A 17,241-nucleotide genomic window follows, 5' to 3' on the forward strand; every position below is an offset into this window, starting at 1 on the left:
CTACCTTGGAGCAGCGACTTGTGTAGTTCGAGCTATCTATTGCCACTGGCTGCAGCAGCCCCATTTTTTATACCAAGTATGAGTATCAAACACCTGCTTTCGGGCCTAACCCTGGTTATGCTCGTTTGCTTCAGCGCCACGGCGCAGTCGCTGCCCGAGCGCACTGCTAGCGCCGCTTGCAATTGCCTGGGTACCATTGCCAATGCCGATACTCTGCAGCAGCGTCTGAAACGCTGTTTGCCCGAAGGCATGGTTACGGCCATGGCAAACGGCTCGGCCAAGGATCGGGAAACCATGAATACCGTAGAAGGCATTCAGGGCAACATCAAACAGGCCGCTCAGCTGCTACCGAGTGTGTGCCCCGAGGTGAAGCGTGTGCTTGACGCTCAACCCAAACCCCTGCAAGCCGCTGCCGCCGAGCCCAACGCAAAGGAGGCCCAATACTACCGCTTATCGGCCTCCGAAACCGCCAACAAGTACTACGACGAAGGCAACAACCTGCTGAAGCAGCAGAACTATAAAGCGGCTCTGAAACAATTCGAGAAAGCAGCCGAGGCCGATAAGCAGTTCGTATATGCCCTCGACCACATTGCCATTTGCCACCGGCAACTCGGCAACCTCGACAAAGCCCTGGAGGCGTACAGCAAATCGTTGGCCGTGTACCCCGAGGGCAATTTGGCCCTACTGAACACAGCAGTGGTGTACTCGCTCAAGAAAGATTGGGCCAACTCGCTGAAATATTACGAGCTGCTCCGGCAATACCACCCCAACGACCCCGAGGGGTATTTTGGGGTAGGCCGCATGGCCATGCTACAGGAAAACTTTGAAGTGGCGCTCGACAACCTCTTTAAGGCGCACCAGCTTTACGTGGATGCCAACTCGCCCTACCGCGAAGACAGCAGCAAGCTGGTGGGCGCGCTCTACGGGCATATGAAAGCCAATGGCCAGCTCGATTTGTTTATGCGCAAAGCCAAGCAATACGGCATCGAAATCAACGTGCAGCCCTAGGTGCTCAGCCGTTCGAAACAACAAAGGGCCACACCGTTGCGGTGTGGCCCTTTGCGTTGGATAGCTGATAAAATGGTTGCTTACAGCGACTTGCCGCCGAAACGACCGCCGAAAAAGTCGCCCTTTTTCCAGGTGGGGCGCTGCGGCTCGTTGGCCACCTGGTAGCCGATAAGGAAGTTCAGCTGCACGTACTTTTTGCCAGCTTCAAAGTCGAACAGGCCGTTGATGTCGTCCTGCGGTTTGTGGTAGGTTTCGGCGCGCCACTTCTGCACCAGCTGGCTGAGGTTGTTTTTGCCATCGGTGGTGCGGTTGCCGTACTTGATGTGCAAGGCCGGGATGCCCTGCGTTACGAAGCTGTACTGATCGGAGCGGATGAAGCGGTTTTGCTCGGGCTCGGGGTCGGCTTCCACCGTCAGCCCTAGGTAAGCGGCGGCCCGGTCAACCGGCTCGGAGAGCGAGGAGTGCTGGGCACCCAGGGGCACTACCGACAGCAGCGGGGCAATGATGGTGGGCATATCGGTGTTCACGTCGGCCACAATTTTGGCCTTGGGCACCGTGGGGTTCGAGGCAAAGTAGGCCGAGCCGAGCAGGCCCAGCTCTTCGGCGGTTTGCAGCACCAGCAAAATGCTGCGCTTGGGCTTTTGCTTGAGGCGCGAGTAGGTGCGGGCAATTTCGAGCACCGAGGCCACGCCCGAGGCATTGTCGTGGGCCCCGTTGTAGATGGAGTCGCCTTTTACGGGCGTGCTGATGCCGATGTGGTCGAGGTGGGCCGAGTGCACCACGTATTCGTCGCGCAGCACCTTGTCGGAGCCCGTAATCTGGCCCACCACGTTGTAGGAGTCAAAATCCTGATACGTGGAGCCGAAGCTGAGCTTGGCGGTGCTGTTGAAGGCCGTGGGGGCTGGCTTGCCCGCACGCAAGGCCGAAAAAGCACGGCTGGTATCAGACGAAGCTGCCACAAACAAGCGCTGCAGCGTGGCGGCGTTGATGTTGCCGAGCACTTGCACGCCGGTAGCGTAGCTGCGCGAGGCGGCCACTTTGCCGTTGCTGCCCAGTACGCTGTAAGCCCCGCGGCGCAGGTTGGGCAGGGTGCCTTTGGGGTTGGTTGAGGCCACAATTACGCCCACGGCGCCGTGCTGCACGGCGTTTTGCATAATCATGGTGAGGTCTTGGCTGGCGGCCGATACCGTGGAGGGAAACGCGGCCGGCGCGCCGCGCACGATTACCGCAATCTTGCCTTTGGCATCGAGGCCGGCGTAGTCGTCGTAGCCCAGCTCGGGCGCCGAAATGCCGTAGCCCGCAAACACCAGGGGCGCCTCCAGCTGCACGCCGGGCAACTCGGGGTTGGGGTAGAATACGTAATCCTGACCGGCCGCTAGCGGCGCCGCCGCGGCCGGGCCGGCGCTAAGCGCAAAGCTGCTTTCGGGCTTCAGAAAAGCGCGGCGCAGGCGCACCCGCTGCACAAACGAGCCGTTTTCGCCGGCCGGCTTCACGCCGTACGATTTCAGCTGCTTGGTAACGTAGTCGACGGCCATTTGGTAGCCCTCGGTGCCGGGCTGGCGGCCTTTCAGCTTGTCGTCGGCGAGGTATTGGATGTGGGCCTTGATGTCGTCGGGCCGAACCTGCCCCACAGCCGCGGCCACTTTTTTATCGATGGTGAGAGACTGAGCCGCAGCGGGCCCCGCAAGGGTAAGCAGGCTGCCCACAACGAGCAGCGGACGGAAAAAGGCCATTGGGAAAGCAAAGGTGTATGAATGCCAAAGGTACTGGCTACGGCAGCTAAGGTTGCACGCAGGCGGGCCGGGGCTGCACTTTTTGGCGGTTGGGCGGCGCCGGGGCCCTGGGTGCCGCACCCCGCAAAAGCAAGCAGCAGCCACGGGTACACCCGGGGCTGCTGCAAGTAAGGCGCTGCCGCAAGGGCAGGCCCGGTCGACTACTCGGCTGCGGGGCGGGCTACTTCCACCAGCTTGTCCTGCTGGTGCATAATCTGCAGGTCGTACTGCGTCAGGTCGAAAGACTCGGCGTCGTAGTTCGCGGGCTTATCGAGGCCTGCCACTTCGCTTTGGCGGTTGGTTTGGTAGCTGTTCTGCTGCAGGCGCAGGCTGTTGCCGTTTACCTGCACCACTTTCAGCAGGGTATAAAAGCCTGGCTCGTCGGTTTTCACGTGGTACCGGTCGCCCACGCGGGGGTGCTCCAGCAGCTGCTGGTCGTTGCGGTGCTGGGCGTAATCCGATGCAAACGAACCCACGATGATAAGCGCCAGCAAGGCCAGGCCGGCGAAGTGCCACTTGGGCACGCGGGCGCGCTCTTTGGCGGCCTCGAACTGCGGGCGCAACTGAGGCGGCAGCTCGTTGGCGCGCAGCACCTGCTGGCAGTGCACGCATTGGGTGCCGCCCGTTTTGCCGAACGGGAACAACGGTACCCAGTACACGTGGGCATAGCGGCCGAGCACGCTCAGGCGCAGCGCATCGGGCGTGCCGCAGCTGTGGCACGCGGTGTCGGGCACCGGCTCGGTAAGTAAATGAGAAGAATTGCTACCGTAAAAAATCATCGCATAGTGCGGCTGTTGGGGTACTGAAATCGATTGCAGGTATTAAATCTAGGTTAAAAACAGCAATAGTCGAATATATGTTAATCGAATTGTAGGCTTTGCGGCAAACAGCGGGCCCTGGAGCCGGCAGCTCTTACTCGTGCGCAAAGCCTAGGTCAAGAAGCCTAGGTTTGCACCCGTGCCAGCCCAGCCCGAACCAACGCGTAGCCGGGCCCGCGGTTGGCCCGCCGCGCCCCACGGCCCGGCTCTTAAGTAGGCGGGGCCGGCCCACCACCTAGGTGAGCCGGCCCCGCGGAGCTTTTGTGGTTGAATAAGCCGGTTAGGTGGCGCGGCTGCTGCGCTCCAAGGCTTGCAGCAGCTGCTCAATGCGCTCGGAGTGCCGGTCAATCTGGCTCAGGCCTTCGCGCGCTTCCTCAATTTGCCCGCGCTTGTACTGGGCTACCAAGGCCTGGCCGGCGTCGAGCATGCGCTGAAGCACCCGCTCGATTTCGGTTACCTCGGGAGCCTGGTACCTGGGTTTTACTACCGACTCCAGCCACTGGCCGAGCGGGTTCTGGCGGATGTCGAATAGGAACGCGTCGGCTTCGCGCACGCCGTAGAGCACGGAGCGCAGCCGCGATTTAAAGAGCACCTGCTTGATCCTGGCTTGCTGAAAGTCCAGGGCGGAAAGATCCATACGGAACGGGGTAGGGCGTAGGAGCAGGGGGAGTTTAAGCCGGGTTGGTGGAGTTGCCTTCCAGCACCTTTCGGGCCTTTACCAAATCGGTAACATCGAAGGCAAACACCGAAATGCCGGCTTTGGCATCGGCCTCGTGGTATAGCTGGTAAGTGAAGTTCAGGTACGACATGGTGAGCTGGCCGCTGCCGTCGCGGTCGAGCATGATTTGCACCTCGTTGCCGATATAGGTTTCGCCGGTTTTGTACACGTTATCGAGCAGGGCCACAAAGCCTTGCTCCACTACCTCGGGCAGGGCCTCGGCCACGGTGCGGCCCAGTAGCTGGCGGTGCGGAAACAGCTGCTGGTACTTGGGGTTCACGAAATCGTAGCGGTGCTCGGGCCCGCGCAAAATGCAGATGAGCGCCGGTGCCTGCATAAACAGGTTGTGGAAGGTTTCGCGCTGGGTGCGCATCAGCTGGTAGCTCTGGTAGGCCTGGTCCGACAGCACGGCCTGCTCCTCGTTGGCGCGCAGCAGCTCCTCCACCATCTGCTTCTGGTCGGTGATGTCGATGCTGCCGCCCACGCGCAGCACGATGTTGCCCGCGGCATCGAGGCGCGGCACGGTGCGCATCAGCATCCAGCGGTACTCGCCGTCGTGGCGGCGCAGGCGGTACTCGTGCTGGTATTCTTCGGTGGAGTAGCGCACCCGCTCCCAGTCGTCGGCGAGGCGCTGCTGGTCGTCGGGATGAATGGCGCCAACCCACTCGCCGGCCACCAGCTGCTCGTGCGTGAGGCCGGTAAACTGCATCCAGCGCTGGTTAAAATAATCGGCGCGGCCATCGGGCCTGGAGCTGCTCACCAGCACCGGCACGGCCCCGAGCACAAAGTGCGCGTACTCCTGGGCTTCGGTCAGGGCTTTTTGCATTTCCTCGGCGCGCTGGGCGGCCAGGTACTGCTCGGTAATGTTTTGGGTGCGCTGCAAAATGTACTGCAGCTTGCCCTCGGCGTCGAGAATGGGATAGTGCGTGGCCTGCCAGTACATTTCCTCGAAGCCGCCGCCTTTTTCGGCGGGCACCGCCAGGTCGTAGCGGATAACGGGCATGGTGTGCGGCTGCAGGTGCTGGCGCACGTGCTCGTGCGAGCGTTCAATCTCGTCGCCCTGGTTCCGGTCGACCACCGGGTAGGCCTCGAAAAGGTTGCGGTTTATCACCTCCTCGCGCGGCTTCAGCGAAGCGGCCACGTGGGCATCGGTATTGTCGAGAATGGTGCCGTTGGGGGTCATCAGCAACAGCGCATCGGGCAGCGCATGAAAAAGCTGTTGGTAATCGACGGAGGTGGGTAACGCGGCGGCCATAAAAGCAGAAACGGAATCGATAAGGTGCGGCTTGCAGCCGGCATAAACCGGCCACACAGCTCCTAAGCTGCAGCCCGAAAGTACAACGAAAAGTGGCAACCTCCTCCGTAGCGCTGCACGGCGAAGGTTGCCAGTAGGATTGCGGGGCTCTGCCACCTAGGGCAGGCGTTGGGCTAGCGCAGGCGCAGGTCGTCGTCGACGCGACGCTCCACGATGCGGCTGCGCTGCGGCCCTAGGTGTTGGGCGCGCTGCTGGCCGGGCAGCAGGTGGTCGGGGTCGGGCACGGGCGAGCCGCCCTCGCCAATGGCGCGGTGCTGAATGCCCATTTCGTGCACGTTGGCGGCGCCGGCGTGGTCGAGCAGGTCGCGGGCGCGCTCGGCTTCGGCCAGGGTGTGGGTGTGCACCGTAACGACCGAGCCACGGCGGGCCGCGTTGGCGTAGGTGTGGGTGTCGGAATCGGGGTGGCCGCTGAACACTGCCCGGAAAAAGCGGTGGAAGGCGTCGTTCTCGCCAAACTCGCCCGTGGGGTTTTCGGTCGTAACGGTAGAGCTCTGCGAAATGTCAACGTCGGCTTCCGCAAACCCATTTTGCGTCAGTTGGTCGGCCGCGCGTTGGGCGGCATCGGCGTTCGGAAAAACGCCAATCACGGTTTGTGCCATGGTTGTGGACGGGGTTTTGGTGAGAGGAAGAAGTGCGGATGCGCGGCGCGAAGGCGCCGCTGGCTTGTGTTACGGACGAGCGCCCCGCCGGTTTACGGAAAATATAGTGCCCAGCCGATTTCCGTGCTACACGGCCTAGGTGGTTTTGTACAGATACCAGCCGCCACCCAGGGGCTTAATCACGATGATGTGCGCCGGGTTCATGGCGGGTACCGCGGCGGGGTTGGGCTGGTAGAGCAAGCCCACGGTATCGTTGGTTACGCCCCCGATCAGGAACTCGAGGCACGCGCCGCAAGCGGTGGTGCGGCGCGTAAGGCGCCGGATGTAGAGCTGCTGCAGGCGGTCTTTAATGGCCGGGTCGGTGTTGGCTTGCTGCTCGGCCTGGGGGGTGGGCTGGGCCAGGTAGCCGCGCGCTTCCACGGTGCGCACCACTTCCTCAAAGCCTGCGCGGTTGCGGTTGAAATGCTCGATGATCCGGGCATCGGCGCCGATCCACAGCTTCAGGTTTTCCACCGTAAAGGCGTGGTCGGCGTCGGGGTGGCTTTGGTTGTAGCGGCTTACCTCGGCGTCGGGCATGCCCTGCATCAGCTGCAGCATTTGCTTGCCCAGGGAAGTGCCCGATAAGCCGCGCACGGCCTGCAGCTTCCAGTCGTCGGCTTCTTTTACAAAGTGCAGGTAAAAGTCGGCGGTGCTGGCGGTATCGCGCAGCTCCACGGCCACTACGGCCGAAGCGTTATCTTGCTGCAGCAACTGGCACTTGCGCTCCAGGTTGGCGGGAATTTGCTGCCCCAGGGTTTGCGCTTTGGCCTGTTGGGCCACTTCGCAGCACAGGTAGCTCTTCATGCGCGGCCACTGGCCTTTGGCCACAAAGCGGCGGGCAATTTCGAGCGGCTGCACGGGCGCCCAGGCCTGCGCCGCCGGGGCTCCGCCAAGCAGCGCGGCCGCCAGCCAATACATTGCCCATACCCGTTTTTTCCAGTTCATGCTTAGTAGCTAAAGTTGCCTGGGGCCGCCCGCGGGGCACAACACGCCCCCGATTCCCTGCGTTACGAACACCAAACCTACCCACATAAAATCCCTTCCAGCCATGGCCAAGTCGCAAAACGCCCGCAAAGAGAAGAAAAAGGAGCCTGCCAAAACCGACAAGGAAAAGAAGGCCGCCAAAGAAGAAAAGAAGCGCCAGCGCGACCGAAGCAGCGAGTAAGTTGCTGATATTTTACGGATTAACCCACTCGGTCAAACCGGCTGCCGCCTACTTGGTGGCAGCCGGTTTGGCTAATTGCAGAATGCGCACGGCGCCGCGCAGCACCAGCGCAAACACCACGGCGCCAATAAGCAGATCGGGGAGGTTGGAGTTGAACACGCGCACCAGCACCGCGCCCGCCATTACGCCCAGGTTGATGAGCACGTCGTTGGAGGTGAAGATGATGCTGGCCTGCATGTGGGCCTCGCCGCGCGTGCGGCTTTGCTGCAGCAAGTACAGGCAAGCCGCGTTGGCCAGCAGCGCCAGGGCCGATACCCCCAGCATCAGCCGAAAATCGGGGGTGGTTTCGTAGCCCCCAAAGCGCCGCAGCACCTCTGCCATGCCCAGGCCGGCCAGCACCAGCTGAAAATAGCCACTGGCCCGCGCAACGCTGCGCTTGCGCAGGGCACTGCTGCCCACGGCCCACAAGCTAAGCCCGTACACCAGGGCATCGGCCAGCATATCGAGGCTATCGGCCAGCAGGCCCATCGAGTTGGCCACGTAGCCCGCCAGCACCTCCAGCAAAAAGAACGCACCGTTGATGAGCAGCACCGCCCACAGCAGGCGGGCTTCGGGGTTGCCTTGCGGCGCGGGCAACGGGGCCTCGGGCGCGGTTGCCGAGTGCACCACCGACGATTGCAGGTGCAACGCGTTCAGCTGCTGCGTAATGCGCGGCAACTCGCCTAGGTGGTACACCGTGAGGCGGCGCTGGGGCAAGTCGAAAGCGAGGCCGTGCACGGCGGGGTCTTCCTGCAGCTGCATGCGCACCAGGGTTTCCTCGGCGGCGCAATCCATGTGCGCAATATGAAAGACCGTTTTGTCCATGAGCAGAAACCGGTAGCTGGGCACTCCGGAAGCTCTACGTATCCTGGTGGGCAGGCAGCCGTACTGCAACCGCCCGGCCGGTAGTTGGTGGGCGCTATTCCGTTGTCCCGATTCGGGCCGCTATGCGCCCTGTTCCCCACGATACCCCTCTGGCTTAGCTGCGCGAGGGGTTTTCGGTTATCCTGAACCGTTGCCGCCGCTACCGCACCGGTATTCTTCGGCAGCCAAATACGGCTGCGCTTCGCGCATCGGGCTGCTGCCTACGGGCCCTGGGTCACTCAGAAATTCAGCTGGGCCTGCAGGCGCAGCAAGCCGCCTCGCTGGCGGTTGCCCTGGGTTTGCAGGTCCTCGAAGCGCCGCGCCGACAACGTGTACATCGTTACCAGCTCGAAGTTCTTGAGCGGCTGCCACTCCAGGCCCAGCTCCAGCTCGCGCACGGCGTAGCTGCGGGCGTCGCGCTCGTGCTTTTTGCCGCCCTGGTAGTACTGCCCGCGCACAAAGGGATAAAACTGCTGCTGGCCCACGCGGGCGCGGTAGCTGAGCGTGGCGTAGCCGCCGTGCAGGCGCCGGGTTTCGATGCTGTCGGTGCTGGCGTTGAACTCGGGGCCGCGCCCTAGGTTGTACTCGGCCTGAATGCCAAAGGGCTGCGGATACAGCACGAAGGTGGCGGCGGCCCGCTGATCGGGGTAAGTGAGGTCGGGGCGAACTTTCACGCGCGCCGAAAGCTGGTCTTTGGCCAGGGTGTACCGGCCGGTGTAGCCCTGCAGGCCGGGTTCAATAATTTGGTTGCCCACCTGAAAGGGGTAGCTCACACGGGCTACCAGGTGCTGGCCGTTGTTCAGCTCGGAGCGGTTGGCCGCTTGCCCGTTGAACACGCCAAACCCCACCACGCCGTAGTCGCCCGAGCCTTTCAGCCCCTCGCTCACCAAGGTGGCCAGGCGCTTCCGGATGCTGGCCGGCGCCCAGTACACAAACGCACCCAGGTCGCGCTCGTTGGCCAAGGCGCTGTTCAGGGCATCGTTGCGGTCGAGGGGCAGGCGCTGCTGGCTCGATTGCATGTTCTCGAAGCCGTAGGGCACTTTGCTTTGGCCCAGGCGCAGGCGCCAGGTGCTGGTGGCGTTCAGGCCCAGGTCGAAGTAGGCATCGCGCACCTGCGCAAATTGCCCCGTGTTGCTGCCGCCGGGCGTGCTGGCAAAATCGGGCTGCAGGTAAAAGTACACGCGGGGGTGCAGCTGCCCGTACACAATCAGCCGGATGCGCCGAAACGAAAACCCGCCGTTTTCGCCCCACGATTTGTCGCACTGCTCGCATTGCAGCTGGGGGTTGGTTTCGAGCAGGCGGTTGTAGCGCACCTGCATGTAGCCCCTGATGGATACGGCCTCGAACCACTCTTTCTTGCGCGCCTCGGGCTGGCTTTGGGCCGGCCGGGCAGCCGGGGCCTGCCGCGCCGTATCGGCCTGCTGACCTAGGGCCGGCAAGGCCAGCAAGAGCATCGCACTTAACAGATATTTCATGCAAAAACAACCTTGGGGCAAAGTGAGGCATTTACTGTTACCCCCAGGTCAAGGGCTTGTTAAGCCTGTGTTACGATGCGGCTTGGCAACCGCGGCGGTTGTGGTTTGCCACGAAGGATTTGGCTTGCGCCGACACGCAAGCCGGCAAGCACGGCGCAGCAAAACCTCCGCGTTTTCAGGTAGGTAGCTGATAGTTGGTTTATGGGTTGATATACAATGGGTTATTGATATAAAGCAAGGCATGCGAAGTACCCGGCTCAAGCAAAAAAATCGGCCGAGCTGTTACCTCAGCGAAAAATCTGCGTAGGTATATGACATAACCGATAATGAAATTAACTTTTCATACTTATGGCAACCTCCAACGACCACAACCGCCACGACGCGCGTCACCTTGAATTTGAACCCAACCGCCAGGGCCGCAGCAGCCAGGGCAACGATGATAACTCTTCGGCCTCGTCGTCGAGCAGCTACTACGGCAGCAAGCACGGCGTGCAGGCTACCGGCCAGAGCAGCAGCCAGCGCGAGCAATCGTCGGGCAGCAACTGGATTTCGCGCGGCAACAACCGCACGTGGGTAGGCGCCTCGCTGGGCGTACTAGCCGCCGGCGCCTTCGTAGCCCTCACCCGCGACAAATGGTCGTCGTGGGGCAGCAGCCTCAGCAGCCTGGCCGATAAATCGGGCCTCACGGGCAGCCGTTCGGACCAAGGTCAGCAAGACGGCGAGCAGAGCGGCAACAACCAGCGCCGCGGTTCGCAGCCGAGCTCGGCTAGCGCCAAAAGCAGCGGCTCGCAAAAGTCGGCTTCGGGCCAAAAAGGCAGCCAGGCCGATGCCTCGCTGAACCGCGAAGCCGCCAGCGGCATCAAGTCGAGCCCTTCGTCGAGCAAATCCTTCACCGACGAAGGCGCCACCGGCAACAACGACTAACAACCCGGCGGCCGGGCGTGCTTAGCACCCCGGCAACCTAGGGTCCTTGCCCCGCCAATCGGCAAAGCAAGGCTACACAAGAAAGCGCTGCGGCACCGGGTTTCCGGCGTCGCAGCGCTTCTGTTTTAAGCAGTGTCGAACGAGGCTATATCCGGGCGCTGTCGGCGTTCGATAGGGCTTCGGCTACCGAGTGCTCTACCATGCCCTCGCCGCCGGCGCGCGTGTTGCTCAGGGCGTTTACAATCAGCGGAACTACGCCGAAAGCCAGCGGCAGCAAGCGGTATTTGAGCGGAATGTTTTTGGTGAGCAGGCTTACGGCCGTGTATATCGGCAGGCCTACCAGGCCGGTGCTCACGTGCGTGCGAAAACTCAGCAGCGGCACCACCGCCGGCGGAAAATTGGTAACGGTGGCGTTGGGGCCTTCGAGCAGGGCGTTGGCCAGCAGCAGCTTAGCGGCGGGGCGGTTGCGCGGCCACAGCCAGTACGCCAAACCCAGCATGGCCGGAAAAGCTGCCAAATCGAACAACGCGTGGGCTTGCGGCGACACCACCTTGGGCAGGCGCTGCGTAAGGCGTTCGAGTACGTCGGAGGGGTTGAGGCGTGCGGAAGAAGTTTCGGGGAGCATAGGAGATTGGGTTGAGGGAAGGAGAAACTGGCGCCGCTATTCCTAGGCGCTACCAGCCGGGGCGCTGCCGGTTAGGGCACCTGCGTGGAGGCCGGGTTGCTGATGCGGAAGCCCACGCCGAGCAGCCCGTGCGCCGCCACGTTGGTTACGTTGGCGTGGCCGTTTTCGATGGGCACCCGCACGTAGGCCGCCGTGGCCCGCGCTTCGGCCTGCACAAACCACCTGGGGGCAAAGGCGTAGCGTTTGGCCACGCCCACCTCCAGCACCGGCCCCGATAAAAAGTAACCCGTGCCCAGCAGCCCGCCGCGCTCCGGAAAAGTCTTGTTGCGCACCGTCGACTCGGGGTGGGTGATGACGGCCCCCGCGCCCGCCGCCCACGCAAAGCCGTGCCGCTGCCACAGGCGCGTGAGCGTAATCAGGTTGAAGCCATCGGTGATGGAAAAGCGCTGCACCTCGGGCGGGCGGTTGCGCAGAATGATTTTGTGGTGCGTGAGGCGCAGCGCCCAGCCCTGGCTGCCGCGCCAGGTGGCCAGGCGCGCATCGTAGTACACGGGCGGCCGAAACGGCTCGGTGCGGTAGCGGGCCTGCAGCCTAAGCACAGGGGCCTCGCGCTGATGAATGCGCAACGGCGTGGGCACATTGAGGGCCGCGCCGCCCGAAAGGGCAGCTTCCCAGGTGCGGTGCTGGGCCTGCCCTAGGTGCGCTACAGCTATGCCGGCCAGCAGGCCCAGCCAGGGGTAAACTGCGCGGCTCATAAGCGGGGTTGCTCTTGTGCTTGGGTGGCAAAAACCGTGGCCTGCAGCCCGGTGCCATTGGGCTAAACGTGCCCGGCGCCGTGCGGTTAAAGCCGAGGTGCCCTAGGTGCGGGCGGGCGCAACCACCTAGGGCAGGCCACAACAAGAAGCGGCAGCCGGAAAACCAGCTGCCGCTTCGGGGTAGGCTAAAAGCAATTGCTAGTCAGCAGTAGGCTAGAGGCCGCTGCCGCGGTTCAGGTCGTCCTGGTCGGAGGAGGCGCGGCGCTGGCGCATGGGGTCGTCGGAGTTCAGGCGCTCCACATCCACGTCGGTGCGGCGCACCGTGTCGCGGATGGTTTCGTCGCGCTCCTCTACCTCTTTGCCCAGGCGCACTTCTTCCACCACGCGGGCTTCCTTGTTTACCACGGGCACTTCGGCGCGCTCGGTAATTTCGATTTCGCCCTCTCTGAAGTTCTGAATATCGGCTTCCGAAGCGGGGCGGTTTACGGGGTTGCGCTCAATCCAGGCGTGCTCCTGGCGCAGGCGCAGGTGCTCCTCCACGGGGCGCTCCACAATGCGGCTGCGCAGGCGCATGGCGCCGGTTTCTACCTCGCGCTTGCCCACTTGCAGGTTTTCTTCGATGATCGGAATCGACTGATCCGTTACGTCGGCGCCGCGGCCCACCATGTCGCGGCTGCTCGTGCCGCTGGCGGTGGCGTCGGTGCCGGCCGTCAGGTTCTGCTGCTGGCCCATGCTCTGCTGGCTCATGCTTTGGGCGCCCATGCCTGTCCAGCCGCTGCGGTACTGCTGGGCGCGCTCGTCCACATCAACGGCGCCGCAACGGTCGAGCACCTCGGCGGCCCGTTGGGCTTCCATCTGATCGGAGGCGTGCACGGTTACCATCGCGCCGCGGCGGGCCACTTCGGAGTAGCGCGATACTTCGTCGTCGCTGGTAAACAGCGAGCGGAAAAACCCGCTGATGCTGTCGTCGTTGGTGGTGCTGCTGGTAGTGCTGGCGCTGGTGGTGCCCGTGGTGTTCTGGGCCGAAATATCTATATGGTCGCGCGTAACGCCCATGCTTTCGAGTTGTTGCGCGGCTTGTCGGGCTTGGTTGGCATCGTCGAACATGCCAATTACGGTTTGTGCCATGGTACTGGGATTAGGGTTATTGGTTGGGTTGGGTAAAAAGGCGGACCAGGTTTAGCCCGCGGGTTGGTTAGGATCATTCGTCACCCGCTCCACGATAATCTCTTCTTTGCGGAGCGTAACAGGTTGCGTGGTTTCGGCTTGCACCTGGCGTTTGGTAATGCGCACTTCTTCTACAAACAGAATGCGCTTTTCAACCACCAACACCTCGCGCAGCACCGGCATAATGGTGGTGTCGCCCTCGTAGCGCACGGCGGGCGGGGCCACATCCACGTATTGATTGACGGGCACCCGCTCCACCTCAATTTCTTCGCGCACGGTGGGTGCCGTTACTTCCTGGTGCTCCTCGTGTACTTGCTTGGTTACGCGAATGCGGCCGGTTTCTACCACGCCGCGCTGCACCTGCAGCTGCTCCTCAATCACCGGAATCACCACCGGCTGCCCGGGCTGCACAAGGGGCTGGTTCGAGGCGTTGGGTGGGGTGGGGTTTTGGGGCGGTTGCATAGGAATGTAGGGTTTGGGCCGGCCGGTGCCGGAATCGGATAAAGCCAACTTCGAGGAATGTAGGATGGGCTTACGGGGCTCAATTGCTATTGTTATTGTTCAGATAGCCAGATTAAGTACAATAAATGGTTGGGCTAGGCGCAAGCTCGGCGGGCCGAAGCGCAACCATAAAGCGCTGCTGCATTGGGGCTTGCAGCGGCCGTATTGTTGGGCTAACCAACAAGCTCCAGGCCTGATTGTGGCGGGCAAATTCTTGGGTTTCGGTAATGCATTTCGTCCTGGTGAGCTACGGTTCATCGGGCTCATGCTACACTTCGGTAGCAACAAGTGGCAAGGGGGCAGGCCGGGCGGCCACTTTTGGCTGGTCAATCAGCCGCTACCCCCCATGAAACGTTTGCTACCCCTCGTACTGCTGCTCCTGCTGGCCGCCCTAGGTCGGGTGTCGGCCCAAACCGCCACCGCCCTTAGCGGCACCGTGCGCGATGCGCAGGGCCAGCCGCTGCCCGGCGCCAACGTGTTCCTGAAAACCACCTTCGACGGCGCCACCGCCGATTCGCTGGGGCGGTTCCGCTTCAGCACGCAGCAAACCGGCACGCTGCCCCTGGTGGTTACGCTGATGGGCTACGAGGTGCAGGAGCGGCTCGTGGTGCTCGATGGCGTGGCCAAGCGTTTTGCCGTTGTGCTGAAGCCCGTGCGCAACCAACTCGGCGATGTTACCATCACGGCCGGCGCCTTTGAGGCCAGCGACGAAAAACGCAGCACCGTACTCACCACCCGCGACGTGCAAACCACCGCCGGCGCCCTGGCCGACATCAACGGCGCGCTGAACACCCTCCCTGGCACCAGCAGGGTAGGCGAGGAGGGCAAGCTGTTTGTGCGCGGCGGGGCGGCCGGCGAAACCAAGCAGTACCTCGACGGCCTGCCCTTGCAAAGCCCCTACAACGCCAGCGTGGCCGGGGTGCCGGCGCGGGGCCGCTTTTCGCCCAACCTGTTCAAGGGCACGGTGTTTAGCACGGGCGGCTACTCGGCCGAGTTCGGGCAGGCGCTGTCGGCGGTGGTGGGGCTGAAATCGTACGACCTGGCCGACGAAACCCAAACGGGCGTGTCGTTGCTGTCGGTGGGCCTGGGCTTGTCTCACCAGCAGCGCTTCGAGCGCAGCTCAGTGGCCGCTACCCTGGATTACACCAACCTGCAGCCTTACTACGGCCTGGTGCCGCAGGAGTGGGGCTGGCTGAAAGCGCCGCAGTCCCTAGGTGGCTCGGTGGCCCTGCGCCAGCGCACCGGCGACATGGGCATGCTGAAAGTGTACGGAGCCTTTACGCGCTCGGAGTTTGGCCTGCGCCAGCCCGACCCCGACTTTGCCGGCGGCCGCCCCATTGGCCTGCAAAACCAAAACCACTACCTCAACGCCACTTTCCGGAGCCCCTTGCGCCGCGGCTGGAGCGTGCAAACCGGCGTGGCCGGCACCCGCGACGCGCAAACCGTGCGCCCCGACGTGCAGTACCTCCACGATCTGGAGCAATCGGTGGTGGGCCGCGTGGTGCTCACCAACGATTCGGCCGGCACCTACTGGAACCTTAAGCTCGGGGCCGAGGGCCTGGGCCAGCGCTACCAGCAGCAGTATCAGGCCTCCGGCGAAGCACCGCTGCAGCGCCTCGGGTTTGAGGAAGCACGGGTGGCGGCCTTTGCCGAATCGGACATTGCCTTCAGCAACAACCTGGTGGCCCGCGCCGGCGGCCGGGCCGAGTACTCCAAAGTGCTGGGCCGCTGGAACGCTGCGCCGCGCCTAGCGTTGGCTTACCAGCTGAGCGAAGGCGAGCAGCTTTCGGGGGCGTGGGGCTACTTCTACCAAACGCCCGCCAACGACCTGATGCGCATTGGGCAGTACGCCGCTAACCTGCGCTTCGAGCGGGCGGCGCACTACCTGGTTACGTATCAGCGCATCAAAAACAACCGCACTTTTCGCGGCGAAGCTTATTACAAAGACTACGCGCACCTGACGCGCTACGCAGCCCCGGCCCTAGGTACCAATGTGCCGCTGCCTTTTGTGCCGGCCGCCTACCAGAGCACCGGCAAGGGCTACGCCCGCGGTGTGGATGTGTTCTGGCGCGACCGGAAATCGGTGAAGGGCCTCGACTACTGGGTGAGCTACGGCCTGCTGGATACGCGCCGCCAGCAGCGCGCCGACCCGCAACTGGCCGTGCCCACGTTTGCCTCGCGCCACAATTTCTCGGTGGTTGGCAAATATTGGTTCAACAAGCTGCACACGCTGGTGGGCGCCACTTACAGCTACGCCTCGCCCAGGCCTTACTACAACCCCAACCTGCCCGGCTACAACCAAGCCCGCACGCCCAGCTACCAGGATTTAAGCCTGAACCTGAGCTACGTTACCTCGATCGGGAAAAACCTGACCATCGTGCACCTGGCCTGCTCCAACGTGCTCGGCCGCGACAACGTGTTCGGCTACCGCTACGCCAACACGCCCGATGCCACGGGCACCTACCAAGGCGTGGCCGTTACGCCCTCGGCCCCGCGCATGTTTTTCGCCGGCTTGCTGATTTCCATCAATAAAAAGCGCCCGGCCGATACCAACACCGCGCCGGAGTAGCGCGGTGTAGCGCGCTACACGCCCCCAATCGCCCACGAGTCGGTACCCGCTACCCACACTTCAGCCGGCTTATCCGACACTTCGGCGACACAAAATTTCGGGCGGTCCTAGGTCGCCGCACCTTTGAATCACCAGACAGGCACGACGCCAACAACCAACCAATTATCAACCCCTTAACCCAACGCACTGCCATGAAAACCTCGCTGCTTATCCTCGCCCTTGCTGCCGCTTCGTTCAACGCTTCGGCCCAACAAAAGACGGCTCCGGTCGCCACTGCCCAGGCCGCGCCGGCCGGCTACTCCGATATGCTGGCTGCCACCGTGCGCCAAGTGACAAGCACCGGCGACCCGGCCCAGCTCAAGGAAATCGGCGGTAAGCTGGAGCGCGCCGCCGCCGTGGCCCCCGCCGACTGGCTGCCGCGCTACTACCAGGCCTACGCGCTGATGCTGACCACCTTTGTGAGCAAAGAAGAAGGCGACGTGAAAGACAAGTACCTCGACCAGGCCGAAGCCGCCCTGGCCAAAGCCCGCAAGCTGCGCGGCGACGAATCGGAGCTGCTGGTGCTGCAGGCCTACATCTACCAGGCGCGCCTGGGTATTTCGCCCATGATTCGCTCGATGAAATACTCGCAGCTGGTAAGCGAAACCATAGAGCAAGCCAAAAAGCTAAACCCGGCCAACCCGCGCGCCTATTTGGTGCTGGCCAACAACGTGTACTACACGCCCAAAATGTTCGGGGGCGGCGCCGAGGCTGCCAAGCCGCTCTACGAAGAAGCCAAAGCCCGTTTCGCCGCCTTCAAACCTGCCTCCGAGGTAGCGCCCAACTGGGGCGAGCGGCAGGTGCTCGGCCGCCTGAAGCAATACGAGCAAGCCACCGCCGCCAAGTAGT

Annotated in this window: 16 protein-coding genes; 4 read left to right on the top strand and 12 right to left on the bottom strand. The window is 62.9% G+C overall.

Features of this window, described 5'->3' with window-relative positions; genetic code table 11:
- Nucleotides 1-78: 78 nt before the first annotated feature.
- On the top strand, nucleotides 79-1,008 hold the full coding sequence (locus tag OIS50_RS01520; RefSeq protein ID WP_264692570.1) for a tetratricopeptide repeat protein: 930 nt from the start codon (nucleotides 79-81) through the stop codon (nucleotides 1,006-1,008).
- Between the two features lie 80 nt (nucleotides 1,009-1,088).
- Here OIS50_RS01520 and OIS50_RS01525 read toward each other — a convergent pair whose 3' ends face one another.
- From OIS50_RS01525 to OIS50_RS01560, 8 genes are all read right to left on the bottom strand, one after another.
- Nucleotides 1,089-2,741 carry a M28 family peptidase gene (locus OIS50_RS01525; protein ID WP_264692571.1) on the bottom strand — a complete coding sequence of 551 codons (1,653 nt, stop codon included), beginning with the start codon at nucleotides 2,739-2,741 and terminating at the stop codon, nucleotides 1,089-1,091.
- A 200-nt stretch (nucleotides 2,742-2,941) separates the two neighbouring features.
- The gene (locus OIS50_RS01530) at nucleotides 2,942-3,514 is read right to left on the bottom strand and encodes a hypothetical protein (RefSeq protein WP_264692572.1); all 573 of its coding nucleotides are present in this window, start codon (nucleotides 3,512-3,514) and stop codon (nucleotides 2,942-2,944) included.
- A 364-nt stretch (nucleotides 3,515-3,878) separates the two neighbouring features.
- Nucleotides 3,879-4,235, bottom strand: coding sequence for a hypothetical protein (locus tag OIS50_RS01535; protein ID WP_264692573.1), 357 nt, complete (start codon nucleotides 4,233-4,235; stop codon nucleotides 3,879-3,881).
- A 34-nt stretch (nucleotides 4,236-4,269) separates the two neighbouring features.
- Nucleotides 4,270-5,571: a PAS domain-containing protein gene (locus OIS50_RS01540; protein WP_264692574.1), complete on the bottom strand. Its 1,302-nt coding sequence runs from the start codon at nucleotides 5,569-5,571 to the stop codon at nucleotides 4,270-4,272.
- A gap of 173 nt (nucleotides 5,572-5,744) precedes the next feature.
- On the bottom strand, nucleotides 5,745-6,230 hold the full coding sequence (locus OIS50_RS01545) for a hypothetical protein (protein WP_264692575.1): 486 nt from the start codon (nucleotides 6,228-6,230) through the stop codon (nucleotides 5,745-5,747).
- A gap of 135 nt (nucleotides 6,231-6,365) precedes the next feature.
- On the bottom strand, nucleotides 6,366-7,214 hold the full coding sequence (locus OIS50_RS01550) for a hypothetical protein (RefSeq protein WP_264692576.1): 849 nt from the start codon (nucleotides 7,212-7,214) through the stop codon (nucleotides 6,366-6,368).
- Between the two features lie 268 nt (nucleotides 7,215-7,482).
- Nucleotides 7,483-8,298 (bottom strand): cation efflux transmembrane domain-containing protein, encoded by an 816-nt coding sequence (locus OIS50_RS01555; protein ID WP_264692577.1) that lies wholly within the window; start codon nucleotides 8,296-8,298, stop codon nucleotides 7,483-7,485.
- A 278-nt stretch (nucleotides 8,299-8,576) separates the two neighbouring features.
- A complete protein-coding gene (locus OIS50_RS01560) occupies nucleotides 8,577-9,812 on the bottom strand; it encodes an OprO/OprP family phosphate-selective porin (RefSeq protein ID WP_264692578.1) in 1,236 nt (411 codons plus the stop codon).
- 348 nt (nucleotides 9,813-10,160) lie between these two features.
- Between OIS50_RS01560 and OIS50_RS01565 the strand changes: the two genes are divergently transcribed.
- Nucleotides 10,161-10,736: a hypothetical protein gene (locus OIS50_RS01565; RefSeq protein WP_264692579.1), complete on the top strand. Its 576-nt coding sequence runs from the start codon at nucleotides 10,161-10,163 to the stop codon at nucleotides 10,734-10,736.
- 145 nt (nucleotides 10,737-10,881) lie between these two features.
- Here OIS50_RS01565 and OIS50_RS01570 read toward each other — a convergent pair whose 3' ends face one another.
- The 4 genes from OIS50_RS01570 to OIS50_RS01585 form a co-directional block, all read right to left on the bottom strand.
- A complete protein-coding gene (locus tag OIS50_RS01570; RefSeq protein WP_264692580.1) occupies nucleotides 10,882-11,361 on the bottom strand; it encodes a hypothetical protein in 480 nt (159 codons plus the stop codon).
- A gap of 71 nt (nucleotides 11,362-11,432) precedes the next feature.
- Nucleotides 11,433-12,116 (bottom strand): hypothetical protein, encoded by a 684-nt coding sequence (locus OIS50_RS01575; protein ID WP_264692581.1) that lies wholly within the window; start codon nucleotides 12,114-12,116, stop codon nucleotides 11,433-11,435.
- A 213-nt stretch (nucleotides 12,117-12,329) separates the two neighbouring features.
- Entirely contained in the window at nucleotides 12,330-13,244 is a 915-nt protein-coding gene (locus OIS50_RS01580) for a YsnF/AvaK domain-containing protein (RefSeq protein WP_264692582.1), read from the bottom strand.
- Between the two features lie 51 nt (nucleotides 13,245-13,295).
- Complete coding sequence (locus tag OIS50_RS01585; RefSeq protein WP_264692583.1) at nucleotides 13,296-13,745, bottom strand: YsnF/AvaK domain-containing protein; 450 nt, start codon at nucleotides 13,743-13,745, stop codon at nucleotides 13,296-13,298.
- Nucleotides 13,746-14,130: 385 nt separating this feature from the next.
- Here OIS50_RS01585 and OIS50_RS01590 point away from each other — a divergent pair, with 385 nt between their 5' ends.
- Both OIS50_RS01590 and OIS50_RS01595 read left to right on the top strand, forming a co-directional pair.
- Nucleotides 14,131-16,353, top strand: a complete 2,223-nt coding sequence (locus OIS50_RS01590) for a TonB-dependent receptor (protein WP_264692584.1) — start codon at nucleotides 14,131-14,133, stop codon at nucleotides 16,351-16,353.
- A 191-nt stretch (nucleotides 16,354-16,544) separates the two neighbouring features.
- Nucleotides 16,545-17,240, top strand: coding sequence for a hypothetical protein (locus OIS50_RS01595; protein WP_264692585.1), 696 nt, complete (start codon nucleotides 16,545-16,547; stop codon nucleotides 17,238-17,240).
- The last annotated feature ends 1 nt before the right edge of the window (nucleotide 17,241 follow it).

The sequence above is a fragment of the Hymenobacter sp. YIM 151858-1 genome (genome assembly GCF_025979705.1).
Taxonomy (GTDB): domain Bacteria; phylum Bacteroidota; class Bacteroidia; order Cytophagales; family Hymenobacteraceae; genus Solirubrum.

Excerpts from the sequence above, each read along its gene's own strand:
- OIS50_RS01520 (WP_264692570.1), top strand. The coding sequence starts at position 79 with ATGAGTATCAAACACCTGCTTTCGGGCCTAACCCTGGTTATGCTCGTT.
- OIS50_RS01525 (WP_264692571.1), bottom strand. The coding sequence starts at position 2,741 with ATGGCCTTTTTCCGTCCGCTGCTCGTTGTGGGCAGCCTGCTTACCCTT.
- OIS50_RS01535 (WP_264692573.1), bottom strand. The coding sequence starts at position 4,235 with ATGGATCTTTCCGCCCTGGACTTTCAGCAAGCCAGGATCAAGCAGGTG.
- OIS50_RS01540 (WP_264692574.1), bottom strand. The coding sequence starts at position 5,571 with ATGGCCGCCGCGTTACCCACCTCCGTCGATTACCAACAGCTTTTTCAT.
- OIS50_RS01545 (WP_264692575.1), bottom strand. The coding sequence starts at position 6,230 with ATGGCACAAACCGTGATTGGCGTTTTTCCGAACGCCGATGCCGCCCAA.
- OIS50_RS01550 (WP_264692576.1), bottom strand. The coding sequence starts at position 7,214 with ATGAACTGGAAAAAACGGGTATGGGCAATGTATTGGCTGGCGGCCGCG.
- OIS50_RS01555 (WP_264692577.1), bottom strand. The coding sequence starts at position 8,298 with ATGGACAAAACGGTCTTTCATATTGCGCACATGGATTGCGCCGCCGAG.
- OIS50_RS01560 (WP_264692578.1), bottom strand. The coding sequence starts at position 9,812 with ATGAAATATCTGTTAAGTGCGATGCTCTTGCTGGCCTTGCCGGCCCTA.
- OIS50_RS01565 (WP_264692579.1), top strand. The coding sequence starts at position 10,161 with ATGGCAACCTCCAACGACCACAACCGCCACGACGCGCGTCACCTTGAA.
- OIS50_RS01570 (WP_264692580.1), bottom strand. The coding sequence starts at position 11,361 with ATGCTCCCCGAAACTTCTTCCGCACGCCTCAACCCCTCCGACGTACTC.
- OIS50_RS01575 (WP_264692581.1), bottom strand. The coding sequence starts at position 12,116 with ATGAGCCGCGCAGTTTACCCCTGGCTGGGCCTGCTGGCCGGCATAGCT.
- OIS50_RS01580 (WP_264692582.1), bottom strand. The coding sequence starts at position 13,244 with ATGGCACAAACCGTAATTGGCATGTTCGACGATGCCAACCAAGCCCGA.
- OIS50_RS01585 (WP_264692583.1), bottom strand. The coding sequence starts at position 13,745 with ATGCAACCGCCCCAAAACCCCACCCCACCCAACGCCTCGAACCAGCCC.
- OIS50_RS01590 (WP_264692584.1), top strand. The coding sequence starts at position 14,131 with ATGAAACGTTTGCTACCCCTCGTACTGCTGCTCCTGCTGGCCGCCCTA.
- OIS50_RS01595 (WP_264692585.1), top strand. The coding sequence starts at position 16,545 with ATGAAAACCTCGCTGCTTATCCTCGCCCTTGCTGCCGCTTCGTTCAAC.